The following is a 23,561-nucleotide window of genomic DNA, read 5'->3' on the forward strand; positions in this document are numbered from 1 at the left end:
TGTAAGGGCTTCCAGGCGACGGACGCCGGAAGGCGTGGGCTCCCGCTGGCCGCTTGCGAGAGCCGGAACTGAAGGCGCTCCCCGGCCTGCGCGGCGCAAAGCCAAGGGCGTCCGATAGCCGATCCTGTCTTTGGGTCGACCGGGCCCCGGGACGAGCAGACCGCACGAACGGCGTCCAGCTCCCGTCAGGGGTCATCACCCACGGCCGACGGAATCCACCCAAGAAAAAGCCGGCCGGGGTTGCCCCCGGCCGGCCTGGTCGTTCCGGATGTCGCCGGGATCAGTACTTGAGGCGGAGCGTCGCGCCGAAGGTGCGCGGGGCGCCGAGGAAGGCGTCGATCGTCTGCGTGTCGCCGGCCGGGCTGTAGAAGGTTCCGTTCGGCTGCACCGTGGTCTGGAAGCCGCTGCCTTGCAGGAAGCCGTTGTAGGCGACCTGGACATACTCTTCGTCAGTCAGGTTCTGGGCCCAGGCCTCCAGCGTCCAGCGCTCGTCTTCCGAACCGATGGAGATACGGCCGTTCACGGTGCCGAAGCCTTCCTGCATCTTGAAGGGCAGCAGGTCGGAGCCGGTGTTGTACTCGGTCATGTACTTGCCTTGCAGGCTGAAGCCCATGGCCAGGCCATTGCCGAGCGACCGGTTGAAGTTGATGGCGCCGACGTAGGACCATTCCGGCGCGAACGACGGGGTGGCGCCCGGCAGCAGCGACAGACCCGGGAAGTTGGCCGGGTTGGCCAGGTTGGCGGCGACGAAGCTGCCGTACTCGGCCTGGGTGTAGGTCACGCCGCCCGTGAGGGTCAGACCCTCGACCGGGGTGAACCACATGAAGTCGGCATCGACGCCGCGCGAGGTCAGCTCGGGGATCGACTCCACCACGAAGGCGGTGCCGAGGAAGGTGTTGAGCTGGAAGTTCTCGAACCGCTGGTCGAAGTAGGTGACGTTCAGCAGCATGGACCGATCGAACAGGGTGGACTTGATGCCCAGTTCGTAGCTGTCGACGTCTTCCGACGGGAAGAACAGCGAGGCTTGCGGGGTCGGCGGAACCGTTCCCTGCACGCGGTCCTGATTATAGCCGAAGCTCTTGTAGCCGCGCGCGAACGAGCCATAGACCATCACGGATTCGTTCAGGCGGTAGGCCGCCTTGATCGTGCCGCTGAGGGTGCCGTCATTGACGCTCTCGCTGACGGCGCGGTTGGCGAAGAACGGGTTGGTCCAGGGCAGGCACAGGCGGGCGGTGATGCCGCCGGCCGCGGCCTGACCAGCGGCCGCATTACCGTTGCCGGCCAGGGTCGCCAGGGTCGTGAAGTTGCCCAGGGCGCCGGCGCAGGTGGCCGAAGACGTGCCGACGTTGGTCTGCACGCCGTCCAGCGACTTCTTGTCGTAGGTGTAGCGCAGGCCCAGGGTCACATCGAACTGGTCGGTGACCTGCCAGCTGTTGTTGGTGAAGATGGCGACCGAGTCAGAGGTCTGCTCGTACCTGTCGGCCAGAGCCTGACCGGCGCCCGGCGTCGGGCCGTTGCCGAACAGGGCGCCCGACGTGCCAAGGCACTGCTGCATCTGCAGAACCGTCTGGCCGGCGCGGGTGAAGCAGCCGATCGACGTGCCGCTGGTCGGAATGCCCAGGGCGGCGAACGGCGCCGTCAGTTGAAGCGACAGGACCGGAGCGTAGTCGGCGCCCAGGAAGAAGCTGTCCTGACGGTCGACGTTCTCGCGGGTGGCGAAGAAGCCGACCAGCCAGTCGAGGTTGTCCGTGGCGCCAGCCAGGCGGAATTCCTGGGTCAGGTTGTCGACCTGGGCGCCGAACTGGCCGTCGTTCAGACGGTAGGCGATGTCAGCGCCGGTGAAGTCGGCGTCCTGACCGTTCTGAACGCCCCAGTCGCGCCACGAGGTGATCGAGGTGAAGGTGGCGTTCCAGGCATCGATATCGATGTTGGCTTCGGCCGAAAGGCCCTTGTCTTCGATCTCCTGACTGGTCGCACGGTTGGTGAAGGCGTTGCGCGAGAAGGGCAGGAAGCCGAAGCCGGCGGCAGGCGGACGCTGACCGGTGCCGACCGAGGCGCCGTCGATGAACGGATAGGTCGGGCCGGTGCGGACCTGGACGCCGGTGCAGCAGTATTCATCGCGGCTGGTGTAGTCGGCGATGATGCGGATCGAGGCCGAGTCGTTCGGCAGGAAAAGCAGCTGGCCGCGCACCGTGTAGAAGTCCCGGTTCGCGTCGTCGGTCTCGACGCGCGGGCCATCGCCGGTGTCGACATTGTAGAAGCCGTCGCGCACGCGACGGGCGGCGTACAGGCGCATGGCGACCTGGTCGCTGATCGGGCCGGTGATCGATCCGGAGACGCCCAGATCGCCGTAGTTGCCGGCCGTAAACTCGGCATTGTAGCCCGGCGTGAACGACGGAGCCTCAGTAATGATGTTGATGACGCCGGCCGAGGTGTTCTTGCCGAACAGCGTGCCTTGGGGACCCTTCAGAACTTCGATGCGGCTCAGTTCGCCGATGTCGCCGAAGCCGACGCCGTTGCGCGAGCGATAAACGCCGTCGATCACGACGCCGACCGAGCTTTCCAGACCGGGGTTGTCGCCGACGGTGCCGACGCCGCGGATACGGGCGGTGGTCGAGGCTTCCGAGGTCGTCGATGTGACGGTCAGGCCGGGGGTCAGGATCTGCAGATCCTTGATGTCCTTGACGCCGGCGTCTTCCAGCGCCTCGGCCGACAGGGAGGTGACCACGATCGGCACGTCCTGGAGGCTCTGCTCGCGCTTCTGGGCCGTGACGATGATGTCGTCGACCGAGGAGGCCTGGCCATCTTGGGCCGAAGCGGTCCCGGCAAAGCCGAAGGCGACGGCGCCGACGACGGCGACGGACGCAGTGCAACGAAGAATTTGAGTAAGACGCATGGACGGCTCCCGGCTCATGGCCCGACGCCTCCTCTTGGAGAGCATCGCGGCGTTTCCTGATTCCCAACCCGCGCCCTTCTTGCGGAGCGTCGGATTCTTGTAGGTTTTGCGTAGGGCAAGCCGCACTTTGGGACAAGCCAGAGCCTGTGCTCACGCCATGTTTCAGCCTTGCGACAGCGCCCTGTGTGACGCGAAAGCGACAGAATGCGATGACCTTAGGTCAATATTCGCGCCTCAAGATTCAGTAATCGGCCCGGAAGAAGCCTTGGAATCTCGCGAACGGCCGGATGCGATGGAGAGAACGATGCCGCCCAATACGGCCGAAAGCACCGAGCCCAGGATCACGCCCAGCTTGACCTCCACCTGCTGAGGGGAGTCCACCGCGCCTGGAAACGCCAGTGCGCCGATGAACAGGCTCATGGTGAAACCGACTCCGCAAAGAAGAGAGACGCCATAGACTTGCAGCCAGCTGGCCCCACTCGGGCGAGCGCCCAGTTTCAGCGCGGTAACCAGCCAGGCGGCGCCCATGACGCCGATCTGCTTGCCGACAAACAGGCCTGCGGCGATGCCGAGGACGAGCGGCGCCAGCATCTGGTCGAGCGACAGCCCCGCGAATGACACCCCGGCCTTGGCGAAGGCGAACAGCGGAAGGACCAGGTAGGCCACATAGGGATGCAGGTCGTGCATCGCTTCCTTCAGCGGACTCTGCTGATCGTCGGCGCGCGGGGACACCGGCACGATGGCGGCGAAGGCGACGGCCGCAAGCGATGTGCTGAGCCCGGCCTTTACGCTCAGCCACCAGACGAGGGCGAAGCCGAGGACCCAGAACGGAGCGGGAATCCGGCGCAAGGACATCACTGAACCCGCCAGCAGCAGTGCTCCGGCCACGCCAACCAGCATCCAGTCCACGCCGGTGCTGAACAGAACGGCGATCAGGGCGATCGCGCCGAGGTCATCTACGATGGCCAACGTGAGCAGGAAGACCCGAAGCGATGACGGCAGCCCCTTGCCCACCAGGGCGAAGACAGCGAGTGCAAAGGCGATATCCGTGGCCAGCGGAATGGGCCAGCCCTGATGCGGGCCTCCCAGGGAGCCGGAAAACAGCAGATAGACGCCGGCGGGCGCCAGCATCCCGCCCAGGGCGGCAACGACCGGGGTCACCAGCTTCCTGGGATCGCTCAACTCGCCCTGGCGAATCTCGTATTTGATCTCCAGCCCGACCACGAGGAAGAAGATGGCCATCAGGCCTTCCTTGATCCACTCCGAGACGGACAGTTCCAGCTGCAGCGGCCCGGCCTGAAACAGGTGCTCGCTCTTCAGCCAGTAGAAATAGGCCTCCGACAGGGGGGAGTTGGCGACGATCAGGGCGGCGACGGCGGCCAGCCCGAGCGCGGCGCCCGAGGCGGCCTCGGTCTTGAGGAAATCGAGAGTCAATTTGCGCGCCACGGCGGCCTCCGGTCTGGAAGGGTCTGTTCCGTGGCGTCCGGTTATCGACGGACGCCGGACCGGGTTCGTCGCTCCCGCCTTCGCAGGGGTGGGCGACGCCAGCCTGGCCGCAAGGGCCTGATCTCTGCGGTGTAGAATAGCCGTGACGGCGCTGGCGGCAACCGTTTCCGGTCCGCGCCCGGTTGCGCCTCGGCTTTGCAGGCTGCATCTGGCCTTCATGCCCGTCGGTCCCGCCTATCGCCCCGAACCCCGCTTCTCCGATCTGGGGGAGGCGTATGGCGACGCCGTCCGTTCCGCCGACTTTCCCGAGACGATCCTGCGCGTCCGCAACGACCGCGCGGCCGCGACCGTGGGACTCGACAGCCTGACCGACGCCGAATGGATCGCCCACTTCGGACGCTTCCAGCCCCTCCCCGGCCAGCCCGGACCGATCGCCATGCGCTATCACGGGCACCAGTTCCGAACCTACAACCCCGACCTCGGCGATGGACGCGGCTTCCTGGCGGCGCAGATCAGGGCGGACGACGGTCGGTTGCTTGATCTCGGCACGAAGGGCTCAGGCACGACGCCCTGGTCCCGTTCAGGCGACGGCCGCCTCACGCTCAAGGGTGGCGTCCGCGAGGTCCTGGCCGCCGCCATGCTGGAAGCGCAGGGCGTCCCCACCAGTCGCGCCCTGTCGTTGATCGAGACCGGGGAACAACTCGAGCGCGGCGACGAACCCTCCCCGACCCGCTCGGCCGTCCTCGTCCGGCTGCAGCACAGCCATGTCCGTTTCGGAACCTTCCAGCGCGCCGCCTTCTTCGGCCGCGCCGACCAGATCGAGACCCTGGTCGAGCATGTCCGCGCCCTCTATCACCCGGCCGTCGCGCCCGGAGACGCGCCCGGCCTGCTCGCCGCCATCGTGATGGCCTCGGCCCGGCTGACCGCCCGCTGGATCGCCGCCGGCTTCGTTCACGGCGTCCTCAACACCGACAATCTGAACGTCACGGGCGAGAGCTTCGACTATGGCCCTTGGCGCTGGCTGCCCTCCTACGAGCCCGGCTTCACCGCCGCCTATTTCGACTCCACCGGCCTCTACGCTTTCGCACGCCAGCCGGAGGCGGTGTTCTGGAACCTGACCCAGCTGGCAGGCTGTCTCAAACTGGTCGCCGAGGCGGAGCCCCTGACCGAGGCGCTCAACGGCTTCGGCCCCGCCTATATCCGCGAACTGCGCGCCGCCTTCCTCGACCGTCTGGGCGTGAAGAGCCTCGGCGAAGCCGCCGACCAGCGGCTGCTCGACACGACCCTGGCGCTGCTGCGTGAGAAGGGAGAAGCGATCCGCTGGGAGCCCCTGTTCCATGACTGGTTCGCCGGCTTCTCGTCCTCGGCCCGAGCCCTCGCCGGTCCCCGCGCGAACGAATGGCAGGGCGAAGCCTTCGACGCCTTCCGCTTCGCCCTGTTCGAGCACGAGCCCGACCGGCCCGAACGGCTGGAGCAGTCCGTCTTCGCCCGCCCTGATCCGGAAGAAATGCTGATCGAGGAGGTCGAAACGCTCTGGGCCGCCATCGATGGCGCCGACGACTGGTCGCCCCTGCACGACAAACTGGCCCGGCTTGAAGCGACCCGCGCCGCTCGCGCCTGAACCTTACGAAAGTTTCATATCGTTTATCGAGAATGCTCTTGATCGATAATCAATGAACCCATATCGACTATCGACATGGCCGCAGATCGCGGCGGGGAGGTAGTCAAGTGAAGCTCATCGGTCGTCGCTCTGTCGCCAGCGCCCTGCGCTGGGTGCTGGGGTTCGTGAACGTGTTCGTGACCTTCGCCGTCGTCGCGACGGGCGCGATGCTGCTGGCGTCGCTGGTCGCGCCCGACTTCGGAGCCGGGTTCATCGACGGCCTCGCGGACAACGAACCGGGTTGGCGCACGCTCATGCTCAATGAGCGCGCCACCTTCCTCGCCGCGTTCATCGCCACGCTCAGCACCTGGTGGATCCTCAACCGCCTGCGCCGGATGTTCCTCGCCGTGAATCACGGCGACGCCTTCGAGCGCGCCAACGTCGGGCGGCTGCAGGGCGTCGGCGTCGGTCTGATCGGCGTGCAGATCAGCGCCTTCATCCTCGCCTGGACCGTGCCGAAGGGAATCATCGACGACCTCGACTATTCGGTCGATCTCGGCGCCTGGCTGGGCATCCTGATCGTCTTCATGCTCGCCGAGATCTTCCGTCAGGGCTCGGCCATGCGCGACGACCAGCAGATGACGGTCTGAGGCGCGCCCAATGGCCATCATTGTGCAACTGGATCAGATGCTCGTCGAACGCCGCATGTCGCTGACGGAACTCAGCGATCGGGTCGGAGTGACCATCGCCAACCTCTCCATCCTGAAGACGGGCAAGGCGCGCGCCATCCGCTTCTCCACCCTTGACGCCCTGTGTCGCGAACTGAACTGCCAGCCCGGCCAGTTGCTGGCCAATACGCCGGGGCCTCAGCCGCCCGGCGAAGGCGAGGAAGACTGAAGAAAAATCGCCCCGGCCCTCGCGCCGGGGCGATCTGATTCAAAGACGTCGGAATCCCGTCATAGCGGCATTTCGGCCACGCGAAACAATAAGTCATCACTTGATGTCATCAATTGATGTCCACGATTGATGACATCGCAGGCGAGCTCTGCCATATCTCTCACCAAGGCGGTGGTCCTCCGGGGATTACCGACTTGTATGAATACGGCCACGCTACTGCCCCGTAGCTGCGGCACAGCTTCTTCATCACCTTCGGTTACGGTGTGGTTTGCGACCTCTTGCGGAACCCGAAGTTCGATCTGATCTAGTCACTGTTACCAATTCACCCGTCCTCCCCGACGAAACGAACGAACCGATGTCCACGACCTTCACCCCGGCCGCCGCCCCCGTCTCCGCCGCCCGCGCTCGCGCGGTCGCCGGGTATCGCAACCTTGCGCTCTGGACGCTCCAGGGCTGGGCGGCGATGTTCTTCTTCGCCGCGGGCTACGCCAAGCTGACCGAGCCGCTCGACAACCTGGTCGCACTGATGAACTGGCCGGCCCTGGTCTCGGAGAACCTCGTGCGCGGCGTCGGCATCGTCGAGGTCGTCCTGGCGCTCGGCATGCTGGCTCCGCTGCTGTCCTGGAAGCTCGGCCGCTGGCCCCTGCTGATCTCGGCCGCCGGCCTGACCGCGCTGGAAGTCGTCATGCTCTCGGTGCACGCCTTCAGCTTCGCCATCGGCCTGGCCCTGACCAACCTCGCCCTGCTGGCCATCACGATCCCGGTCCTGCTGGGCCGGCGCTGATCCCCGCCCGCCGACAACGCTCGGAACAGAACTTCACCTGACCCCAGTCGCGGGCCCACTTCGCCCGCCACACGAACGGCTTGCCGCAGGAGACGCAGGTCTTCTGCGGCAAATCGCGCTTGTCGGGCGCTGCGCCCTTGTTGACGTGTTTGCGGGTCATTGGTCCTGAAAAGCTTCCCTTTACGTGCGCGTCAAGTTTGAGCTATGTCAGTCGACATGGCGACCGCCGACGATCATCGCACCTATTCGATCCGCCAGCTCTGCCGGGAGTTCGGCGCGACTGCGCGCGCCCTGCGTTTCTATGAGGACAAGGGTCTCCTGACGCCGGCCCGCAAGGGTCAGACCCGGGTTTACGACGCCCGCGACCGCGCCCGGCTGAAACTGATCCTGCGGGGCCGCCGCATCGGTTTCACCCTGACCGAGATCCAGGAGATGCTGGATCTGTATGATCGCAACGACGGCAACACCCATCAGATGGCCATCGCCCTGGCGCGCCACCGCGCCCAGATCGAGACCCTGAAGCAGCAGCGCGAAGACCTCGACGCCGCAATCGAGATGGCCGAGGAAGCCTGCGCGGCGATGGAATCCCGCCTGTCCGAACAGCGCCCCGACCTTCTGCCCGGCGCCGAGGAATATGCCTCGGTGCTGCGCCAGCACCTCGACCAACACGCCCATCATCCGTTCAAGCTGAGAGCCTGACCCCATGGCCTACAAGGCGCCTGTCCGCGACCTGACCTTCATCCTGAACGAAGTTCTGGAGATCGACCGCTATACGAACCAGCCGGGCTTCGAGGACATCTCCTCGGACCTGGTCGGCCAGATCCTGGAAGAAGGCGCGAAGTTCGCCGAGGAAGTGATCGCCCCGATCAACCACTCGGGCGACAAGGAAGGCTGCCACTGGGACAATGGCGTCGTCACCGGCCCGAAGGGCTGGAAGGAAGCCTATCAGGCCATGGTCGCGGCCGGTTGGCCCGCCCTGTCGGCTGATCCCGCTTACGGCGGTCAGGGCATGCCCGCTGTCGTCGGCATGGCGTTCGGCCAGTTCACCGCCGGCGCCTCGGCCGCCTTCTCCATGTATCCGGGCCTGACGGCTGGCGCCTACGCCGGCATCCACGCCAACGCCTCGGACGAGCTGAAAGCCAAATACCTGCCGAAGATGGCCACCGGCGAGTGGGGCGGGACCATGAACCTGACGGAGCCCCAGTGCGGCACCGACCTGGGCATGGTGCGGACCAAGGCCGTGCCCCAGGGCGACGGGACCTACAGGATCACCGGCCAGAAGATCTGGATTTCGGCCGGCGAGCACGACTTCGCCGACAACATCATCCACACCGTCCTGGCCCGCGTCGAAGGCGCTCCGGCCGGCATCAAGGGCCTGTCGCTGTTCCTCGTGCCCAAGTTCATGGTCGGCGACGACGGGTCGATCGGCGAGCGCAACGGCGTCCAGTGCGCCGGCCTCGAGCACAAGATGGGCATCCACGGCAACGCCACCTGCGTCATGTCCTACGACGACGCCACGGGCTGGCTGATCGGCGAAGAGGGCCGGGGCATGAACAACATGTTCGTGGTCATGAACGAGGCCCGCCTCGGCACCGGCCTTCAGGGTCTGGCCATCGGCGCCGCCGCCTATCAGGCCGCCGTGGAGTTCGCCCACGACCGTCTCCAGGGCCGCAGCCTGACGGGACCCAAGAACCCCGACGGCCCGGCTGACTCGATCATGGTCCATCCGGACGTCCGCCGCATGCTGCTGGAGGCCAAGGCCTTCGTGGAAGGTGGCCAGGCCTTCATTCTGTGGACCGCGCTCCAGGCCGACCTGGAGAAATCCGCCGACGAGGCCACGGCCCAGAAGGCCAAGGACTACATGGGTCTGCTGACCCCCGTGCTGAAAGCCTATCTGACCGACAAAGGTTTCCACGTCGCCTCGCTGGGCATGCAGGTGCACGGCGGCTCCGGCTACACCGAGCATTTCCAGGCCAGCCAGTATCTGCGCGATGCGCGGATCACCATGATCTACGAGGGCACCAACGGCATCCAGGCGCTGGACCTCGTCGGCCGCAAACTGCCGTCGCAGGGCGGCCGCGCGATCATGAGCTGGTTCGCTGACATCGATGCCTTCGTGGCCGACAACGGCGGCGAGGGTCCGATCAAGCCCTTCGTCGACGGCCTGGCCGACGCCAAGAAGAAGCTGCAGGAAGGCACCATGTGGCTGATGCAGAACGGCATGGCCAACCCGGACAACGCCGCCGGCGCCTCGACCGACTATCTGCACCTGTTCGGCCTGACCGCCCTGGCCTACCTCTGGGCCCAGATGGCCAAGGCGGCCCAGGCCCAGATCGACGCCGGTTCGACCGACCCCTTCTACGTCACCAAGATGCAGACCGGCCGCTACTTCGTCGAACGCATCCTGCCCGACGCCGCCCCGCACCTGGTCAAGCTGAAGACCGGCGCCGAGGTCCTGATGCAGATGCCGGCCGAGGCGTTCTGATGAGCCTGAACGTCCTCAACGTCCCCGAACCCGACTTCATGCAGGACGAGGAGATCACCCTCTTCTCCGACAGCGTCGGCAAATGGATCGACGAACATGCGCCGCCCGAGGCTGTCCAATCGTGGATCGCCAACTCCTCCGTCCCGCGCCAACTGTGGAACGACGCCGGCGAGGCGGGCCTGCTGGGCCTGTCGATGCCCGAGCAAGATGGCGGCATGGGCGGCGACTATCGCCACGAGGTCGTGCTGATGCGTCAGCTCGGGTGGAAGGGCTCCGACCATTTCGGCATCTCGCTGCACAATGCGATCGTCATGCCCTACATCTGGCACTACGGCACCGAGGAGCAGAAGCAGCGCTGGCTGCCGCGTCTGGCCACCGGCGAACTGGTCGGCGCCATCGCCATGACCGAGCCGGGCGCCGGTTCGGACCTGCAGGGCATCAAGACCACCGCCATCAAGTCCGGCAACGGCTATGTCGTGAACGGGTCGAAGACCTTCATCACCAACGGCCAGTTGGCGAACTTCATCATCGTCGTCGCCAAGACCGACCCGACACAGGGATCGAAAGGCACGTCGCTGATCGTGGTCGAGACCGACGGCGCCGAAGGCTTCGAGCGCGGTCGCAATCTCCACAAGATCGGCATGGAGGGCAACGACACCTCCGAACTCTTCTTCAACGACGTCCAGGTCCCGGGCGACAACATCATCGGCGGCGGCGAGGGCATGGGCTTCATCCAGCTCATGCAGCAACTGCCCCAGGAGCGGCTGAACATCGCCGTCCAGGGCATCGCCGCCGCCGAGCGCGGACTCAAGGAGACGCTGGAATACGTCAAGGGCCGCAAGGCCTTCGGCAAGTCGATCCTTGAGTTCCAGAACACCCAGTTCAAACTGGCCGAGGTCAAGACCAAGTTGACCGTCGCCAAGGTCTTCGTCGACCACTGCATCGGCCTGCACCTCAAGGGCCAGCTCGACGCCGTCACCGCCTCCATGGCCAAATACTGGGTCACCGACATCCAGGGCGAGGTGCTGGACGAGATGCTCCAGCTGCACGGCGGCTACGGCTACATGAACGAGTACCCGATCGCCCAGCTCTACAAGGACGCCCGCGTCCAGCGCATCTACGGCGGCACCAACGAGATCATGAAGGTCTTGATCGCGCGGAGTTTGTAATTCTCTAGGTTACGCGCTAAAATAGAACTCCGCTCATCCCCGCGAAAGCGGGGACCCAGTCCTTTCCCGAGGCAGGCTGTGGCGTTCTATACCTACATCGTAGCCAGCCAGAGGAACGGGACGCTCTACACGGGCTCGACGGACGGCCTGATCCTGCGGACCACCCAGCACCGGGAAAAGACCTTCGCCGGGTTCACCGCCAAGTACGGCTGCACCATACTGGTGTGGTACGAGCTCCATGCGAGCCGCCATGCCGCCTTCCTCCGCGAGCGTCGGATCAAGAAGTGGGACCGGGTCTGGAAACTCGAGCTGATCGAGGCGATGAATCCCGGCTGGCGCGATCTGTTTGAGGATCTGTCCTGAGGCGCTCACTGGGTCCCCGCTTTCGCGGGGATGAGCGGAAAACTTGAGCGTTCATCTGACCGCCCCTTCCCTGTAAGACCATCTGGATGCGAAAGACCGCCCCTCAACGACTGGCCGAACGCGAGGCCCGGGCCCGCTCGGAACTGCTCGACAGTCTGTTCGACGCCTGGATCGGCCAGGCGGGCAATCTGGCAAGGCTGAACCGCCTCGACCTGGTTGACCCGCAGGACCCAGCCGATGTCGCCCTCGCGCTCAAGGCCGAGATCACCGGTCCGTTCGCCGAACTGACTCGCGAGACGCAAGGCCGGATCAAGGCCGCCCTGACGGTCCTGGCCTCATCGGACGGCGTCGAGTTCCGCGAGTACTGGATCGACCTGCGCGCTCCGTTCGGAACGACGGAGGAAGACGCGGACGCAATCTTCCCCGTTGTCGCCCGCACCTTCGGCGTCAAACTTCCGGACACGCCGACGGGCGGCTAGGATCGCGGGATGATCCGCCTCCACGTCACGCCCGAACTCTCCGCCGGCGCCGCGATAGCGCCAACGCTCGACCAGTCGCGCTACCTGACCCAGGTCATGCGACTGAAGCTCGGCGACGATCTGCTGATCTTCAACGGCCGCGACGGTGAATGGCGCGCGACCATCGCCGAGGTGCTCAAGAAGGGCGTCGTCCTTCGGGCTGAGGAGCAGGTCCGGCCCCAGACCCTCGGCCCCGACCTCGACCTGATCGTCGCCGTGGTCAAGAAATCGCGCGTCGAGACCATCGTCGAGAAGGCCGCCGAACTGGGCGCCCGCCGGGTCCGCCTGACCGTCACCCAGCGCACCAATGTCGAACACGTCCGCCTCGACCGCCTTGACGCCATCGCCATAGAGGCCGCGGAACAGACCGGCCGCCTCGACGTCCCGACCATCGACGATCCCCAAAAGCTGGGCGCGATCCTCGACGGCTGGGACGCTTCACGCCGCCTGATGTTCTGCGACGAGACCGGCGGCGCTCCCGTCGCCTCGGCGATTACCGGGTCCGGCCCCTGGGCCATACTGATCGGCCCCGAAGGCGGCTTTTCGTCCGAGGAGCGCGACCGCCTTCGCGCCCTGCCCTTCACCACGGCCGTGTCGCTTGGCCCGCGCATCCTGCGCGCCGACACCGCCGCCATCGCCGCCATGACCCTGTGGCAGGCCGCCGTCGGCGATTGGGAGCGCTGAACCCGGTTTGCCAGCGACGCTTCGCTGACCCTAGTGTCTCGCCCGGCTGGAGACATTTGCATGCGCATCGCCGTCCTGTTCGCCTTGATCGCCCTGTCGGCGTCGCCCGCTGACGCCCAGACCCCGACCCTGTCCTCGATCGCTGCCGACGCCCAGGCCCAGAGATATCCCGCCAGCCCGCAGACGGCCCCGACCTCCATCTCGATCGCGCCAGACCTCGCCGCCGCCCTACGCGCCGAACCCCTGCCCGGCGGGCAGGAGAAGACCCTCTATTTCGCCTTGGACGACGGGATCCTCACGCTCCGGCGCTCCATAGCCGGGACCCGCTATCGCGCCAGCGGCGTCTGCACCGACTGCAACTTCTCCCGGCCCATCAGCGGCCACACCCACCCTTACGAGAACCCGTTCAGCGTCATCGACCTCGAGATCGCGGCCGCCGAGCGCAAACCCAGTCTGATGGTCGCACGGAACGGCCAGATCTGGCTGGCCCTGCCCACGCGCGCCGGGCCGAAGGCCGGTCGCGATCCGCGCGCCGTCCTGCGCTACGCCGTCTTCGGCAACCGGCTGGAATGTCCCGCGATCACCCCATCCGACGGATGGGCGACGGCGACGGTCATGGGCCGCCGCGTCGAGGCCGTGGCGCGGACCGCCGCTGCCGAGTTCGGCCTCGCTCTCTATGTCGCCGATCCGGGGCAGGACTTCCGCCGGGTCGAGGGGCTGGAGGGCAGCGCCATGCCCTCGCCCGGCCGCGTCAGGGCGGCTGACCTCAACGTCTACGAACTGAGCCTGTCGCGGCTGTTGCACGCCGCCGTCTTTCGAAACAGCAACGGCTGGCCCGAGCCCACAAGGGCCTTCCCCGTCCTCGACGCCTTCTTCACCGAACACACGGCCGACCCGACGGCCGGGCTGGAGCGGCTCACGGACGCCGCCGCCGCCAACGCCAACTGGTTCAGCGCCCTGCCGACCACCCTGTACCTGACGCCCTTCAACAATCTGGCGGCGCAGGAGCTGCGGTTCGTTTCGGTTCAGAACAGCGCCGATTGCACCCGCATCATGGTCCTGCAAGGCCGCCAGACGTTCGAGCCGGACGGCGTCGTCTACGAATGGGGCTGGTCCCGCGACCGCGCATCGACCGCGCCGCTGGAAGAAGGCTGGACGGTGATGGCGCCTGCGGACATGCCGTCCGGCCAGGTCGTGCCGTGGTGAGATCATGCTGATTGAGCTCGTGATCGCGACAGCGATGGTCCTGATGACCGTCACCCTGCACGGCGCGGGCCTGCTCGCCCTCGGACATCTGATGGAGATGCGCGAACACTCGATCGGCAAGACCCGCATCAGCCCCATGTCGATCGAGGGCGCCATCGTCGCGGTCCTCGCCGCTCTGGGCCTCCTTGTCCTGCACGGGGTCGAGATCTGGCTCTATGCCATTCTGTATCGGCTGATCGGCGCGGTGGAGACCGTGCGCGAGGCGGTCTATTTCTCGACCATTGCCTATGCCTCGATCGGCTTCTCGGACGCCGCCATGGCCCCGGAGTGGAAGCTGCTCGGCGCACTGGAGGGCATCAACGGCGCGCTTCTGCTCGGCTGGTCCGTCGCCTTCTTCGTCACCCTGATGACCCGCTTCCTGCCCGCGCGTCGTCACGACGGCTGATCAGCGTCTTCGGTAGCGTGTCGCCGACAGTGTCTCCGACACCGACGAGACCTTCACATCGATCCAGCCCTCCGCCCGCATCGCCGCCCGGACGGCGTTATCGCCGAACACGGCGCTCTTGCCCTTGCCGTGGATGATCCAGACGGGCGACGGCGCCAGCGCCGCGACGGCCTCTATCGCCTCCGGACCCTCGACCCGCGCGACCCCCTGGGCCGCCGCCTCCGGTTCGGCGCTCTGGACGCCTGCCAGCGCCTCTTCCAGTTCCGGCCCGTCCAGCGTCCCGAACGTCCACACCGCCATTCCCGGCGACAGTCCCATCTTCTCGGCCAGGGTCGGCAATGGCTTCTCCAGCATCGCCTTCCACTTCAGCGCCTCGCCCGCCCCCAGGGCCAGCCGGAACGGTCCCTGGTCCGCCTGCCCGACCAGATCGCCGCCGTCGACGGTCAGCGCCCGGATCGAACCCCGCGCGATCGTCAGCCCCAGCGGCCGGCGCAAGATGATCCCCTCCGCCTCCAGCAGGGCCCTGACCTTTCCGGACCGCCCGGCGTAGGCCGCATCCACGAACGCCTCGCGTCCCATGTCATCCTCCGCCCAACCCCTTGAGACCGGCCGCAATCTCACCCATCTAGCCGCCACGGGCCAGTCGCCCGCTGGGGCTCCCATGACGGATACTGCGCCGCTCACCTTCGCCGACCTGGTCGGAGTCATGTCCAGGGGCTCCAAGCCCAGGTCCGAATGGCGCGTGGGCGCCGAGCACGAGAAGTTCGGCTTCGACAAATCCACACTGCGCCGCCCGGCCTACGAAGGACCGAACGGCATCCTCGCCATGCTGACCGGCCTGCAGCGCTTCGGCTGGGCCCCGGTCGAGGAGGCGGGCCACGTCATCGCCCTGGAGCGCAAGAACGCCGAAGGCTACACCGCCTCGATCTCGCTCGAGCCCGGCGGCCAGTTCGAACTGTCGGGCGCCCCGCTCCAGACCATCCACGACATCTGTTCGGAGACCGGCCAGCACCTGATGGAGGTGAAGATGGTCGCCGACGAGCTGAACCTCGGCTTCCTCGGCGCCGGTTTCGACCCGAAATGGCGGCGCGAGGACGTGCCTGTCATGCCCAAGGGCCGCTACGACATCATGCGCGCCTATATGCCGAAGAAGGGCAATCTCGGCCTCGACATGATGCTGCGCACCTGCACCATCCAGGCCAATCTCGACTTCGAGTCCGAGGCCGACATGGTGGCCAAGTTCCGCACCTCGCTGGCGCTCCAGCCCATCGGAACCGCCCTGTTCGCCTGCAGCCCGTTCACGGAAGGCCGGCCCAACGGTTTCCTGTCCGCCCGCGCCAATGTCTGGACCGACACCGATCCGGACCGCACCGGCATGCTGAACTTCGTCTTCCAGGACGGCTTCGGCTTCGAGACCTATGCTGAGTACGCCCTCAACACCCCGATGTATTTCGCCAAGCGCGGCGAGAAATATGTCGACGCCTCGGGCCAGTCGTTCCGCGATTTTATGGACGGCAAGCTGCCCGCCCTGCCCGGCGAACGACCGACGCTGAAGGACTGGGGCGACCACCTGACCACCCTCTTCCCGGAAGTCCGTCTCAAACAGTACCTTGAGATGCGCGGATCGGACGGCGGCCCGTGGAGCCGGATCTGCGCCCTGCCCGCCTTGTGGACCGGCATCTTCTACGATGCCCCGTCGCTGGCCGCCGCCTGGGACCTCTGCAAGGACTGGGACATCGAGGACCACGAGCGGCTGCGTCGCGACGTGACCCGGCTGGGCCTGCGCGCCGAGGTCGCCGGCCGCTCCGTGCGGGACATCGCCGTCGACATGGTCGCCATCGCCCGGGAAGGCCTGAAGAACCGCGCCAAATTCTCGGGCGGCATGGTCGACGAGCGCGGCTACCTTTCGGAGCTGGAAGACATCGCTGACACCGGCGTGACCCCGGCCGAGCGGATGCTCGACCTGTACCACGGCGATTGGAAGGGCGACGTCGACCGCATCTATCGCGACTTCGCCTACTGACGATCAGGTCGCGTCGGGCTTCACCAGGTCGCAGAAGGTGGCCTCCTCACGCCCGGCCCAGGCCGTGCGCATGAAGGCGCCCTGGTACCAGCCATAGGCGGCCGCGTCGTTCGACAGGGCTTCATAGTGGCTTTCGAAATAGGCGTGGGGATCCTCCCCTCCCGGAACCGGGTTGGGCAACTGGCTGAGGAAGCCGTTGAAGTTCTCGACCCGGTCGGCGATCGGCGCCCCGCCCGCCGTATCCTGGGCCCAGAAGGCGATCGCGATGCGATTGGCCAGGACCTCGTTGGTCCAGTTGTCTTCCCGCTCCCACCGGCCGTCGAACGACGCCACGAAATGTCCCAGCTCATGCGGGACCAGCAGGCTGTTGAAGATCTCCGCGAACTGCCCTTCCGGCGACAGCCCCAGGGTCCCGGCCGCCGCCCAGCCGCCCAGCATGCCTTGAATTTCCGCAGGCATCTCTGACCAGCGCGATTGATGCACGGATCGATCGCTGATGTAGAAGGAGACGAGGCTCGGGGTGGAGTCCACCACGACGCCGGGCACATACGGAGGCGTCACGCCGCAGGCCCGCAGCGCGGCGTCGAAGCGGGCTATGATCTGCGACGTCGTCTCCTTGAGCGGGTCGGCGTCCTGTGCGGATGCGGGGGCGGCGAACGAGGCCGATGCGATGGCGACCACGGCGGCCGCAGTCAGCAAGCGATTGAGCATGGAGAATCCGCGCGGAATGAGAACGTCGTTCACCTAACGGATTCGGAGGCATTCGGTCCAGCCCGGGATCGACCACCGCCCATGAAAAAGCCCGCCGGGTCACGGCGGGCTTCTACGTTCGATTCGAACGGGAGGCTCTCTGGTTCTTGGCGTCTTCGGCGCCTGTCGCGACCGCGTTGCCTGCCGCGGAACCGTCGCGGCCGACGCCCGAGATGGTGTTGCAGGCCGACGTCGACCGCATCTATCGCGACTTCGTCTACTGACGCTGAACCTCGCGCGATCAGCGCTTCAGCAGTCCGCCCAACATGTCACCCAGACCGCCCGGCAGTTGATCCATCAGCCCGCCCGCATCGGCGACCTGACCGTTCGGCGTCAGACGATCCACGGCTTCGGGCAGCAGGCCCGCGAGGGTTTCTGACGCCTGTTCGGGCGAGATGCCCAGCTTGGATGCGAATTCGGCGATCGGTCCCGAACCCAGCACCTGGCTGATCTGCTCAGGCGAGACGTTGATGTTTCCACCCGTGCCGATCCACGACTGGACCGTTCCGGCCATCCCGGCGCCGCCGAATTTTTCGGCCAGACCCGCTACGCCGCCCTGGCTCTTGAGCAGATCGCCCAGACCGCCAGCAGCCTGATCGCCCAGCCCGTTCAGAACGTTGTCGAAAAGACCCATGACCGCTCTCCATTGATGCTGCTGCGGAGATTGCCCGGCCAGCGACGACGCTTTGATGTCAGCGCGGCCTCAACAGCAAGAAGCCCGCCGGGTCTCGGCGGGCTTCTGCAATCTTCGCCAGTGCGAAAACCTAGTTCTTGGCTTCTTCGGCGCCCGTCGAAGCGGCATTGCCGGCGGCCGAGACGTCGCGGCCGACGCCCGAGATGGTGTTGCAGGCCGACACGGCCAGGGCGGCGGCGACCAGCGACAGGGTGATGATTTTCTTCATGGTGGAAATCCCCAATGGTGAAGCTCCGATAACGCCGAGCTTGGCCGTGGGTTGCATGGCCAAGTCCGCCGACGATCTGCTAGGTCGTTCGCCATGAGCCAGCCCGCCGGAACCGCCGCCCGCCGTCTTGTCGAGACCCTCGCCGTCAACGGCGTCACCCGCGTGTTCTGCGTCCCGGGCGAAAGCTATCTCGCCGTGCTCGACGCCCTGGTCGACCATCCCGAGATCGAGGTCATCACCTGTCGCCACGAGGCGGGCGCCGCCAACATGGCCGAGGCCTACGGCAAGCTTACAGGTCGCCCAGGGGTCTGCATGGTCACGCGCGGACCCGGCGCGACCCACGCCTCGATCGGCGTGCATACGGCGCATCAGGACTCCACGCCGATGATCCTGTTCGTCGGCCAGATCGCCCTGACCGACCGGGGCCGCGGCGCCTTCCAGGAGGTTGACTACCGCGAGGTCTTCGGCGGCCTCGCCAAATGGGCCACCGAACTCGAGAGCCCCGAGCGCACCGTCGAGATCGTCGAACGCGCCTTCGCCACCGCCCAGCAGGGCCGGATGGGTCCGGTCGTCATCGCCCTGCCCGAAGACATCCTGCACGAGCCCGGCGGCCCTGCGCCCGTCCGCGCCGTGACGCCCGCGAAGGGCGGCCTCGACCCCGCCTTCCTCGCCGACCTGGGCGATCGACTGTCGAAGGCCGAGCGCCCCCTCCTGGTCCTCGGCGGCTCCGGCTGGACCGATGAGGCCGCCGCCGCCATCGGCGACTGGTCCGAACGGCTGGGCCTGCCGGTCGCCCTGTCGTTCCGCAGGAAGGACATCCTGTCCAACGACAGGTCGAACTACGCCGGCGACCTCGGCCTCGGCTGCAATCCGGAGCTGATGAAGCGGGCCCGCGACGCCGACCTGCTGATCGCGCTCGGCGCCCGGCTCGGCGAGAATCCGACCCAAGGCTATACCCTGTTCACCCGCGACCACACGGCCGACCGGCTCGTCCACATCCATCCCGCCCCCGAGGAGCTCGGCCGCGTCTGGACGCCTCTAACCAGCGCCGTCGCCGACAACAGCCTCGCCGCCCATGCACTGGCGACGCTGGAGCCGGGTCGCACCTGGCATGACGAAGCGAAGGCCGCTCACAACCACTATCAGGCCTTCTCGACGCCCGTGCCCGTTACCGGGGCGGTCAATATGTCGGAGTGTATGGCGCACCTCGGCGAGGTCCTGCCGCCCAGCGCCGTAGTCACCAATGGCGCTGGAAACTTCGCCGCCTGGCTGCACCGCTTCTATCGCCACCGGGCCTGCCGCACCCAGCTGGGCCCGACGTCAGGCGCCATGGGCTACGGCTACCCGGCCGCCATCGCCGCCAAGTCCCTGCATCCCGAGCGCGAGGTCATCTGCGTCGCCGGCGACGGCGAGTTCCTGATGACCGGCCAGGAGATGGCCACCGCCGCCCAGTACGGGATCAACGTCGTCGTCATCGTCGTCGACAACGGCACTCTGGGCACCATCCGCATGCACCAGGAGGGCCACTACCCCGCCCGGGTCATTGCGACGGACCTCAAGAACCCCGACTTCGTCAAATACGCCGAGGCCTTTGGCGCCTTCGGCATCCGCTGCGAGACCACCGCCGACTTCCCCTCAGCACTTCAGGCCGCCCGCGACGCCGCGAAGGACCGCCCGGCCCTGGTGCACCTGATCACCTCGGCCGAAGACATCGCGCCGAACCGGACCATCACGGGGTTGCGCGCAAAATAGCTTCCCTTCTCCCCTTGCGGGAGAAGGTGACCGAGCGGAGCGAGGTCGGATGAGGGGTCACGCTGACATCAAACGTCAGCGCACGATCAGCCAACTCCAGCCGCCGGTGTGACCCCTCATCCGTCAGCCTTCGGCTGCCACCTTCTCCCGCAAGGGGAGAAGGGGTCCTCAACTCGGCCACGTCTCCTCGGACGCCCCCAGCACCTCTCCGGCCAGATACAGCGACCCGCAGATCACCACCCGCCCGGCCCCGAGCCTGAGCGCCCGGCTCAGCGCGGCCTCGACCGAAGAGGAACTCTGCGCGCCCAGCCCATGCCCGCGCGCCACGGCCGCCAGCGCCGCCGGGTCCGCCGCCGCGCCCTCGAAGCCGACGGTGAAGACGTGCGCCTCACTGGCCTTCAGCGCCTCGAAGAACCCGCCGTGATCCTTGTTGGCCAGCATCCCCACGATCAGGGCCAGCGGTCGCGGCGCCTTGCGCTGCCGTTCCGCCAGAGCCGCAGCCAATGCCCGTCCGGCGTGCGGGTTATGCCCGCCGTCGAGCCACAGCTCCGCCTCCGCCGCCCGCGCCATCTCGCCATAGGGACCGGCCGACACCCGCTGCATCCGCGCCGGCCAGCTCGCCTTCGCCATCCCCTCCGCGATCGCTTCCGCCGGCAGGTCCAGCTCCAGCGCCACGGCGACGGCCAGCCCCGCATTGGCGATCTGGTGCGGCCCCTTCAGCGCGGGCGCCGGCAGATCGAAGGACTGTTCCTGATCCTGGAAGACCATCCCGCCGCGCTCGTCCCAGGCGTCGAAATCCACCCCCATGACCGTCAGCGGAGCCTGCGCGACAGCCGCCCGCGCCTCGATCACCGCCATCGCCACTTCCGACTGTCGCGCCACGATCCCCCGCGCCCCGGCTTTCAGGATCCCCGCCTTCTCGCCCGCGACGCCCTCGATCCGGGTCCCCAGAAACTCGGCGTGGTCCAGGTCCACAGGCGCGATGACGCTCAACAGGGGCCGCTCGATGACATTGGTCGCGTCCAGCGTCCCGCCCAGTCCGACCTCGATGATGCACAGGTCCGCCGGCGTCTCGGCCATGGCGACGAAGGCCGCGGCCGTGGTGCTTTCGAACACCGTGGCCTCGACGCCTTGCACCGCCTCGATCCGGTCCAGGATCGCCGACAGTCGCTCGTCGGAGATCAATTCCCCGGCCAGCCGGATCCGCTCGTTGAACCGCACCAGATGGGGCGAGGTGTAGACATGCACCTTCAGCCCCGCCGCCTCCGCCATCGCGCGGATGAAGGCGATCGTCGAACCCTTGCCGTTGGTCCCGGCCACATGGATCACCGGCGGCAACCGATCCTGAGGATTACCCAGCACGGCGCACAGGGTGCGCATCCGGTCCAGCGACAGGTCGATCTTTTGCGGGTGGCGAAGGCGCAGACGTTCGGAGACGGGATCCATTGCGGCGCCCCTAGGCCGCCTGACGCCGTCCGCCCATCAGCATCGACAGCAGCTTGCCGAGGGTCTCCGGCAGGTCGGCGCGGGCGACTACGCGATCGACCATGCCTTTTTCCTGCAGGTATTCGGACCGCTGGAACCCGGGTGGCAGCTTCTCGCGGATGGTCGTCTCGATCACCCGAGGCCCGGCGAAGCCGATCAGGGCGCCGGGCTCGGCCAGGTGGATGTCGCCCAGCATCGCGTAGGATGCCGTCACCCCGCCCGTCGTCGGATCGGTCAGGACCACGACGTAGGGAAGCTGCGCGTCCTTGAGCTCCTGCACGGCCAGGGTCGTGCGCGCCATCTGCATCAGGCTCAGCGCGCCCTCCTGCATCCGGGCGCCGCCGGCGGCGGTGAAGCAGACGAGCGGAACGTTGCGTTCGATCGCGGCCCGGGCGGCGGCGATGAAGCCTTCACCTGCGGCCATGCCCAGCGACCCGCCCATGAAGGCGAAGTCCTGCACCACGGCCACGGCGGGCGTCCCGCCGATGTCGCCGAAACCGATCGACATGGCGTCCTTCGATCCCGTCGCCTTGCGCGCCGCGATCAGCCGTTCGCGATAGGGTTTGCCGTCCGAGAATTTCAACGGGTCCTCGACCACGTCGGGCGAGGCGATCGGCTCATATTCGCCGTCGTCGAAGGTGTAGCCCAGCCGCTGCGTCGCATTGATGCGCATGTGCCGGCCAGACGGCGTCACCCAGAGGGCGGCCTCCAGGTCGGAGCGGTACAGCATCTCGCCCGAGTCCGGGTCCTTGACCCACAGATTGTCCGGCGTCTCGCGCCGGCTGACGATCTTGCGGACGCCCGGCGCGAACCGGCTGAGCCAGCCGCCGCGCTTTTCCTGGGGAGGTTTGGGAGGGTTCTTGTCGGCCATTTGCGTGTCTCTAGACGCTTTCCTTCACCCGCGCACCGCGTACCGCATCGGCGAGCGCCTTCACCTTCGACAGAACCCGGGGAGCCGCCGGCTCGTTCGCTTCCAGCGCCGCCGCGACCTCGTCGACCAGGACGGAGCCCGCGACAACGGCGTCGGCGACCCGGGCGATCTCTCCGGCCCGTTCCGGCGTCTTGACCCCGAAGCCGACCGCGACCGGCAGGCCCGAGGCCTTGCGCACGCGTTCCACGGCGGGGGCGACCGAGGCCGACTGCGCCTCCTTCACCCCGGTCACGCCCGCAACCGAAACATAATAGACGAAGCCCGAGGTCCGCCGCGCGATCACTTCCAGACGGGCGTCGTCCGACGTCGGCGTGGCCAGGCGGATCAGGGACACGGATGCCGCGTCCAGCGCATCCGTCAGCGGATCGGCCTCTTCCGGAGGGCAATCGACGACGATGCAGCCGTCCACGCCGGATGCCGCTGCATCGCGTGCGAAGGCCTCATAGCCGTAGCTCTCGATCGGATTGAGATAGCCCATGAGGATCAGCGGCGTATCCGCATCGCCCTCGCGGAAGGCGGCGGCCAGGTCGAGCGTGCCCTTGAGCGTCAGCCCGGCCTTCAGGCCACGCAGCGCCGCCCGCTGGATTGGAGGCCCCTCGGCCATAGGGTCGGAAAACGGGAAGCCCAGTTCGATGATGTCGGCCCCGGCTGCAGGCAGGCCGCGCAGGATCTCCAGCGCCTGATCGCGCGTGGGATCGCCGGCCATGACATAGGCCACGAACCCGGCACGGCCCTCGGCCTTCAGCGCCGCGAAACGGGCGTCGATGCGCGCGGTCGTCATTGAACCGGCGGCGTCACAGGGGCCGCAGGTGCGGCCGGAGCGGCGGCGCAAACGTCGCCGGGGATGGTCGCCATCGCGATATAACCCGGCACCTCCGGTCCCGCAGGGCGGTTGGGATCGTAGTAGGCCTGGATCTGCATGCCATCGCATCCTCCGGCTTCGCGCCGCTGGATGAAGACCACGCGGTTGTCGTCGCCCGCGGCCGCGATCCAGCCCTGGCTCTCGAAGTGGGTGATATAGGCCTCGGCGATCGCGCCGATCGAGGCCAGGGGCGCCGTCACGCAAAACGCCTTGCCGGCCATGTCGTAAAGGGCGCCGCACGTCGGATCGAGCATGGCCCCGGGCAGGACGGGAGCCTCGATCGGCACGCCGATCCCCGTCGCCTGGGCCATCGCCGCTGCGGGCATGAGGGCCAGCACGGCCGCCATCATCATCGTCTTCATC

At 67.1% G+C, this 23,561-nt stretch carries 25 protein-coding genes; 14 read left to right on the forward strand and 11 right to left on the reverse strand.

Translation table 11 applies throughout. The features are described from left to right. Positions 1–280 precede the first annotated feature (280 nt). Together ACW17Y_RS13840 and nhaA are read right to left on the reverse strand one after the other, a co-directional pair. Complete coding sequence (locus ACW17Y_RS13840) at positions 281–2,896, reverse strand: TonB-dependent receptor (protein WP_492036262.1); 2,616 nt, start codon at positions 2,894–2,896, stop codon at positions 281–283. A 234-nt stretch (positions 2,897–3,130) separates the two neighbouring features. Further along, entirely contained in the window at positions 3,131–4,342 is a 1,212-nt protein-coding gene (nhaA, locus tag ACW17Y_RS13845) for a Na+/H+ antiporter NhaA (RefSeq protein ID WP_492036263.1), read from the reverse strand. A 217-nt stretch (positions 4,343–4,559) separates the two neighbouring features. Between nhaA and ACW17Y_RS13850 the strand changes: the two genes are divergently transcribed. From ACW17Y_RS13850 to ACW17Y_RS13865, 4 genes are all read left to right on the forward strand, one after another. Then, positions 4,560–5,963 (forward strand): protein adenylyltransferase SelO, encoded by a 1,404-nt coding sequence (locus tag ACW17Y_RS13850; protein ID WP_492036264.1) that lies wholly within the window; start codon positions 4,560–4,562, stop codon positions 5,961–5,963. A 107-nt stretch (positions 5,964–6,070) separates the two neighbouring features. Beyond that, positions 6,071–6,592, forward strand: coding sequence for a DUF2975 domain-containing protein (locus ACW17Y_RS13855; protein ID WP_492036265.1), 522 nt, complete (start codon positions 6,071–6,073; stop codon positions 6,590–6,592). A gap of 10 nt (positions 6,593–6,602) precedes the next feature. Further along, on the forward strand, positions 6,603–6,839 hold the full coding sequence (locus ACW17Y_RS13860; protein ID WP_492036266.1) for a helix-turn-helix domain-containing protein: 237 nt from the start codon (positions 6,603–6,605) through the stop codon (positions 6,837–6,839). Between the two features lie 355 nt (positions 6,840–7,194). Then, on the forward strand, positions 7,195–7,623 hold the full coding sequence (locus tag ACW17Y_RS13865) for a DoxX family protein (RefSeq protein WP_492036267.1): 429 nt from the start codon (positions 7,195–7,197) through the stop codon (positions 7,621–7,623). Here the strand turns inward: ACW17Y_RS13865 and ACW17Y_RS13870 are convergent. Beyond that, positions 7,592–7,783, reverse strand: coding sequence for a DUF2256 domain-containing protein (locus tag ACW17Y_RS13870; RefSeq protein WP_492036268.1), 192 nt, complete (start codon positions 7,781–7,783; stop codon positions 7,592–7,594). The genes ACW17Y_RS13865 and ACW17Y_RS13870 overlap by 32 nt on opposite strands. Positions 7,784–7,839: 56 nt before the next feature. On the opposite strand from ACW17Y_RS13870, the gene ACW17Y_RS13875 reads away from it, so the two are divergent. The 8 genes from ACW17Y_RS13875 (at position 7,840) to ACW17Y_RS13910 (ending at position 14,493) form a co-directional block, all read left to right on the forward strand. Beyond that, entirely contained in the window at positions 7,840–8,322 is a 483-nt protein-coding gene (locus tag ACW17Y_RS13875) for a MerR family transcriptional regulator (protein WP_492036269.1), read from the forward strand. A 4-nt stretch (positions 8,323–8,326) separates the two neighbouring features. Beyond that, on the forward strand, positions 8,327–10,108 hold the full coding sequence (locus ACW17Y_RS13880) for an acyl-CoA dehydrogenase C-terminal domain-containing protein (RefSeq protein ID WP_492036270.1): 1,782 nt from the start codon (positions 8,327–8,329) through the stop codon (positions 10,106–10,108). Between the two features lie 5 nt (positions 10,109–10,113). Further along, positions 10,114–11,277: an acyl-CoA dehydrogenase family protein gene (locus ACW17Y_RS13885; protein WP_492038307.1), complete on the forward strand. Its 1,164-nt coding sequence runs from the start codon at positions 10,114–10,116 to the stop codon at positions 11,275–11,277. Positions 11,278–11,355: 78 nt separating this feature from the next. Then, positions 11,356–11,640 carry a GIY-YIG nuclease family protein gene (locus tag ACW17Y_RS13890; RefSeq protein WP_492036271.1) on the forward strand — a complete coding sequence of 95 codons (285 nt, stop codon included), beginning with the start codon at positions 11,356–11,358 and terminating at the stop codon, positions 11,638–11,640. 86 nt (positions 11,641–11,726) lie between these two features. Next, positions 11,727–12,119, forward strand: a complete 393-nt coding sequence (locus ACW17Y_RS13895) for a hypothetical protein (protein WP_492036272.1) — start codon at positions 11,727–11,729, stop codon at positions 12,117–12,119. A gap of 9 nt (positions 12,120–12,128) precedes the next feature. Then, on the forward strand, positions 12,129–12,842 hold the full coding sequence (locus ACW17Y_RS13900) for a 16S rRNA (uracil(1498)-N(3))-methyltransferase (protein WP_492036273.1): 714 nt from the start codon (positions 12,129–12,131) through the stop codon (positions 12,840–12,842). A 60-nt stretch (positions 12,843–12,902) separates the two neighbouring features. Continuing rightward, on the forward strand, positions 12,903–14,048 hold the full coding sequence (locus ACW17Y_RS13905; protein ID WP_492036274.1) for a hypothetical protein: 1,146 nt from the start codon (positions 12,903–12,905) through the stop codon (positions 14,046–14,048). 4 nt (positions 14,049–14,052) lie between these two features. Then, on the forward strand, positions 14,053–14,493 hold the full coding sequence (locus ACW17Y_RS13910; protein ID WP_492036275.1) for an ion channel: 441 nt from the start codon (positions 14,053–14,055) through the stop codon (positions 14,491–14,493). Here ACW17Y_RS13910 and ACW17Y_RS13915 read toward each other — a convergent pair whose 3' ends face one another. Next, positions 14,494–15,072, reverse strand: coding sequence for a hypothetical protein (locus ACW17Y_RS13915; RefSeq protein ID WP_492036276.1), 579 nt, complete (start codon positions 15,070–15,072; stop codon positions 14,494–14,496). An 82-nt stretch (positions 15,073–15,154) separates the two neighbouring features. On the opposite strand from ACW17Y_RS13915, the gene ACW17Y_RS13920 reads away from it, so the two are divergent. Next, positions 15,155–16,516, forward strand: a complete 1,362-nt coding sequence (locus ACW17Y_RS13920; RefSeq protein ID WP_492036277.1) for a glutamate--cysteine ligase — start codon at positions 15,155–15,157, stop codon at positions 16,514–16,516. A 3-nt stretch (positions 16,517–16,519) separates the two neighbouring features. Here the strand turns inward: ACW17Y_RS13920 and ACW17Y_RS13925 are convergent, their stop codons facing one another. The 3 genes from ACW17Y_RS13925 to ACW17Y_RS13935 all read right to left on the reverse strand — a co-directional run bounded on the left by ACW17Y_RS13925 (position 16,520) and on the right by ACW17Y_RS13935 (position 18,168). Then, the gene (locus ACW17Y_RS13925; RefSeq protein ID WP_492036278.1) at positions 16,520–17,227 is read right to left on the reverse strand and encodes a hypothetical protein; all 708 of its coding nucleotides are present in this window, start codon (positions 17,225–17,227) and stop codon (positions 16,520–16,522) included. Positions 17,228–17,507: 280 nt separating this feature from the next. Then, positions 17,508–17,900, reverse strand: a complete 393-nt coding sequence (locus tag ACW17Y_RS13930) for a YidB family protein (protein ID WP_492036279.1) — start codon at positions 17,898–17,900, stop codon at positions 17,508–17,510. 130 nt (positions 17,901–18,030) lie between these two features. Continuing rightward, a complete protein-coding gene (locus ACW17Y_RS13935; RefSeq protein WP_492036280.1) occupies positions 18,031–18,168 on the reverse strand; it encodes an entericidin A/B family lipoprotein in 138 nt (45 codons plus the stop codon). 93 nt (positions 18,169–18,261) lie between these two features. On the opposite strand from ACW17Y_RS13935, the gene ACW17Y_RS13940 reads away from it, so the two are divergent. Continuing rightward, positions 18,262–19,920: a thiamine pyrophosphate-binding protein gene (locus ACW17Y_RS13940; protein WP_492036281.1), complete on the forward strand. Its 1,659-nt coding sequence runs from the start codon at positions 18,262–18,264 to the stop codon at positions 19,918–19,920. A gap of 168 nt (positions 19,921–20,088) precedes the next feature. Here the strand turns inward: ACW17Y_RS13940 and ACW17Y_RS13945 are convergent, their stop codons facing one another. Genes ACW17Y_RS13945 through ACW17Y_RS13960 form a run of 4 tightly spaced genes read right to left on the reverse strand, consistent with a single transcriptional unit; the run spans position 20,089 to position 23,560 of the window. Further along, complete coding sequence (locus tag ACW17Y_RS13945) at positions 20,089–21,366, reverse strand: bifunctional folylpolyglutamate synthase/dihydrofolate synthase (protein ID WP_492036282.1); 1,278 nt, start codon at positions 21,364–21,366, stop codon at positions 20,089–20,091. A 10-nt stretch (positions 21,367–21,376) separates the two neighbouring features. Next, positions 21,377–22,276 carry an acetyl-CoA carboxylase, carboxyltransferase subunit beta gene (gene accD / locus ACW17Y_RS13950; protein WP_492036283.1) on the reverse strand — a complete coding sequence of 300 codons (900 nt, stop codon included), beginning with the start codon at positions 22,274–22,276 and terminating at the stop codon, positions 21,377–21,379. A gap of 10 nt (positions 22,277–22,286) precedes the next feature. Further along, positions 22,287–23,117, reverse strand: coding sequence for a tryptophan synthase subunit alpha (gene trpA / locus ACW17Y_RS13955; protein WP_492036284.1), 831 nt, complete (start codon positions 23,115–23,117; stop codon positions 22,287–22,289). Further along, positions 23,114–23,560, reverse strand: a complete 447-nt coding sequence (locus ACW17Y_RS13960) for a hypothetical protein (protein ID WP_492036285.1) — start codon at positions 23,558–23,560, stop codon at positions 23,114–23,116. The genes trpA and ACW17Y_RS13960 overlap by 4 nt, the downstream gene beginning before the upstream one ends. Between the last annotated feature and the right edge of the window lies 1 nt (position 23,561).

Source organism: Brevundimonas sp. AVps7 (assembly GCF_058681545.1).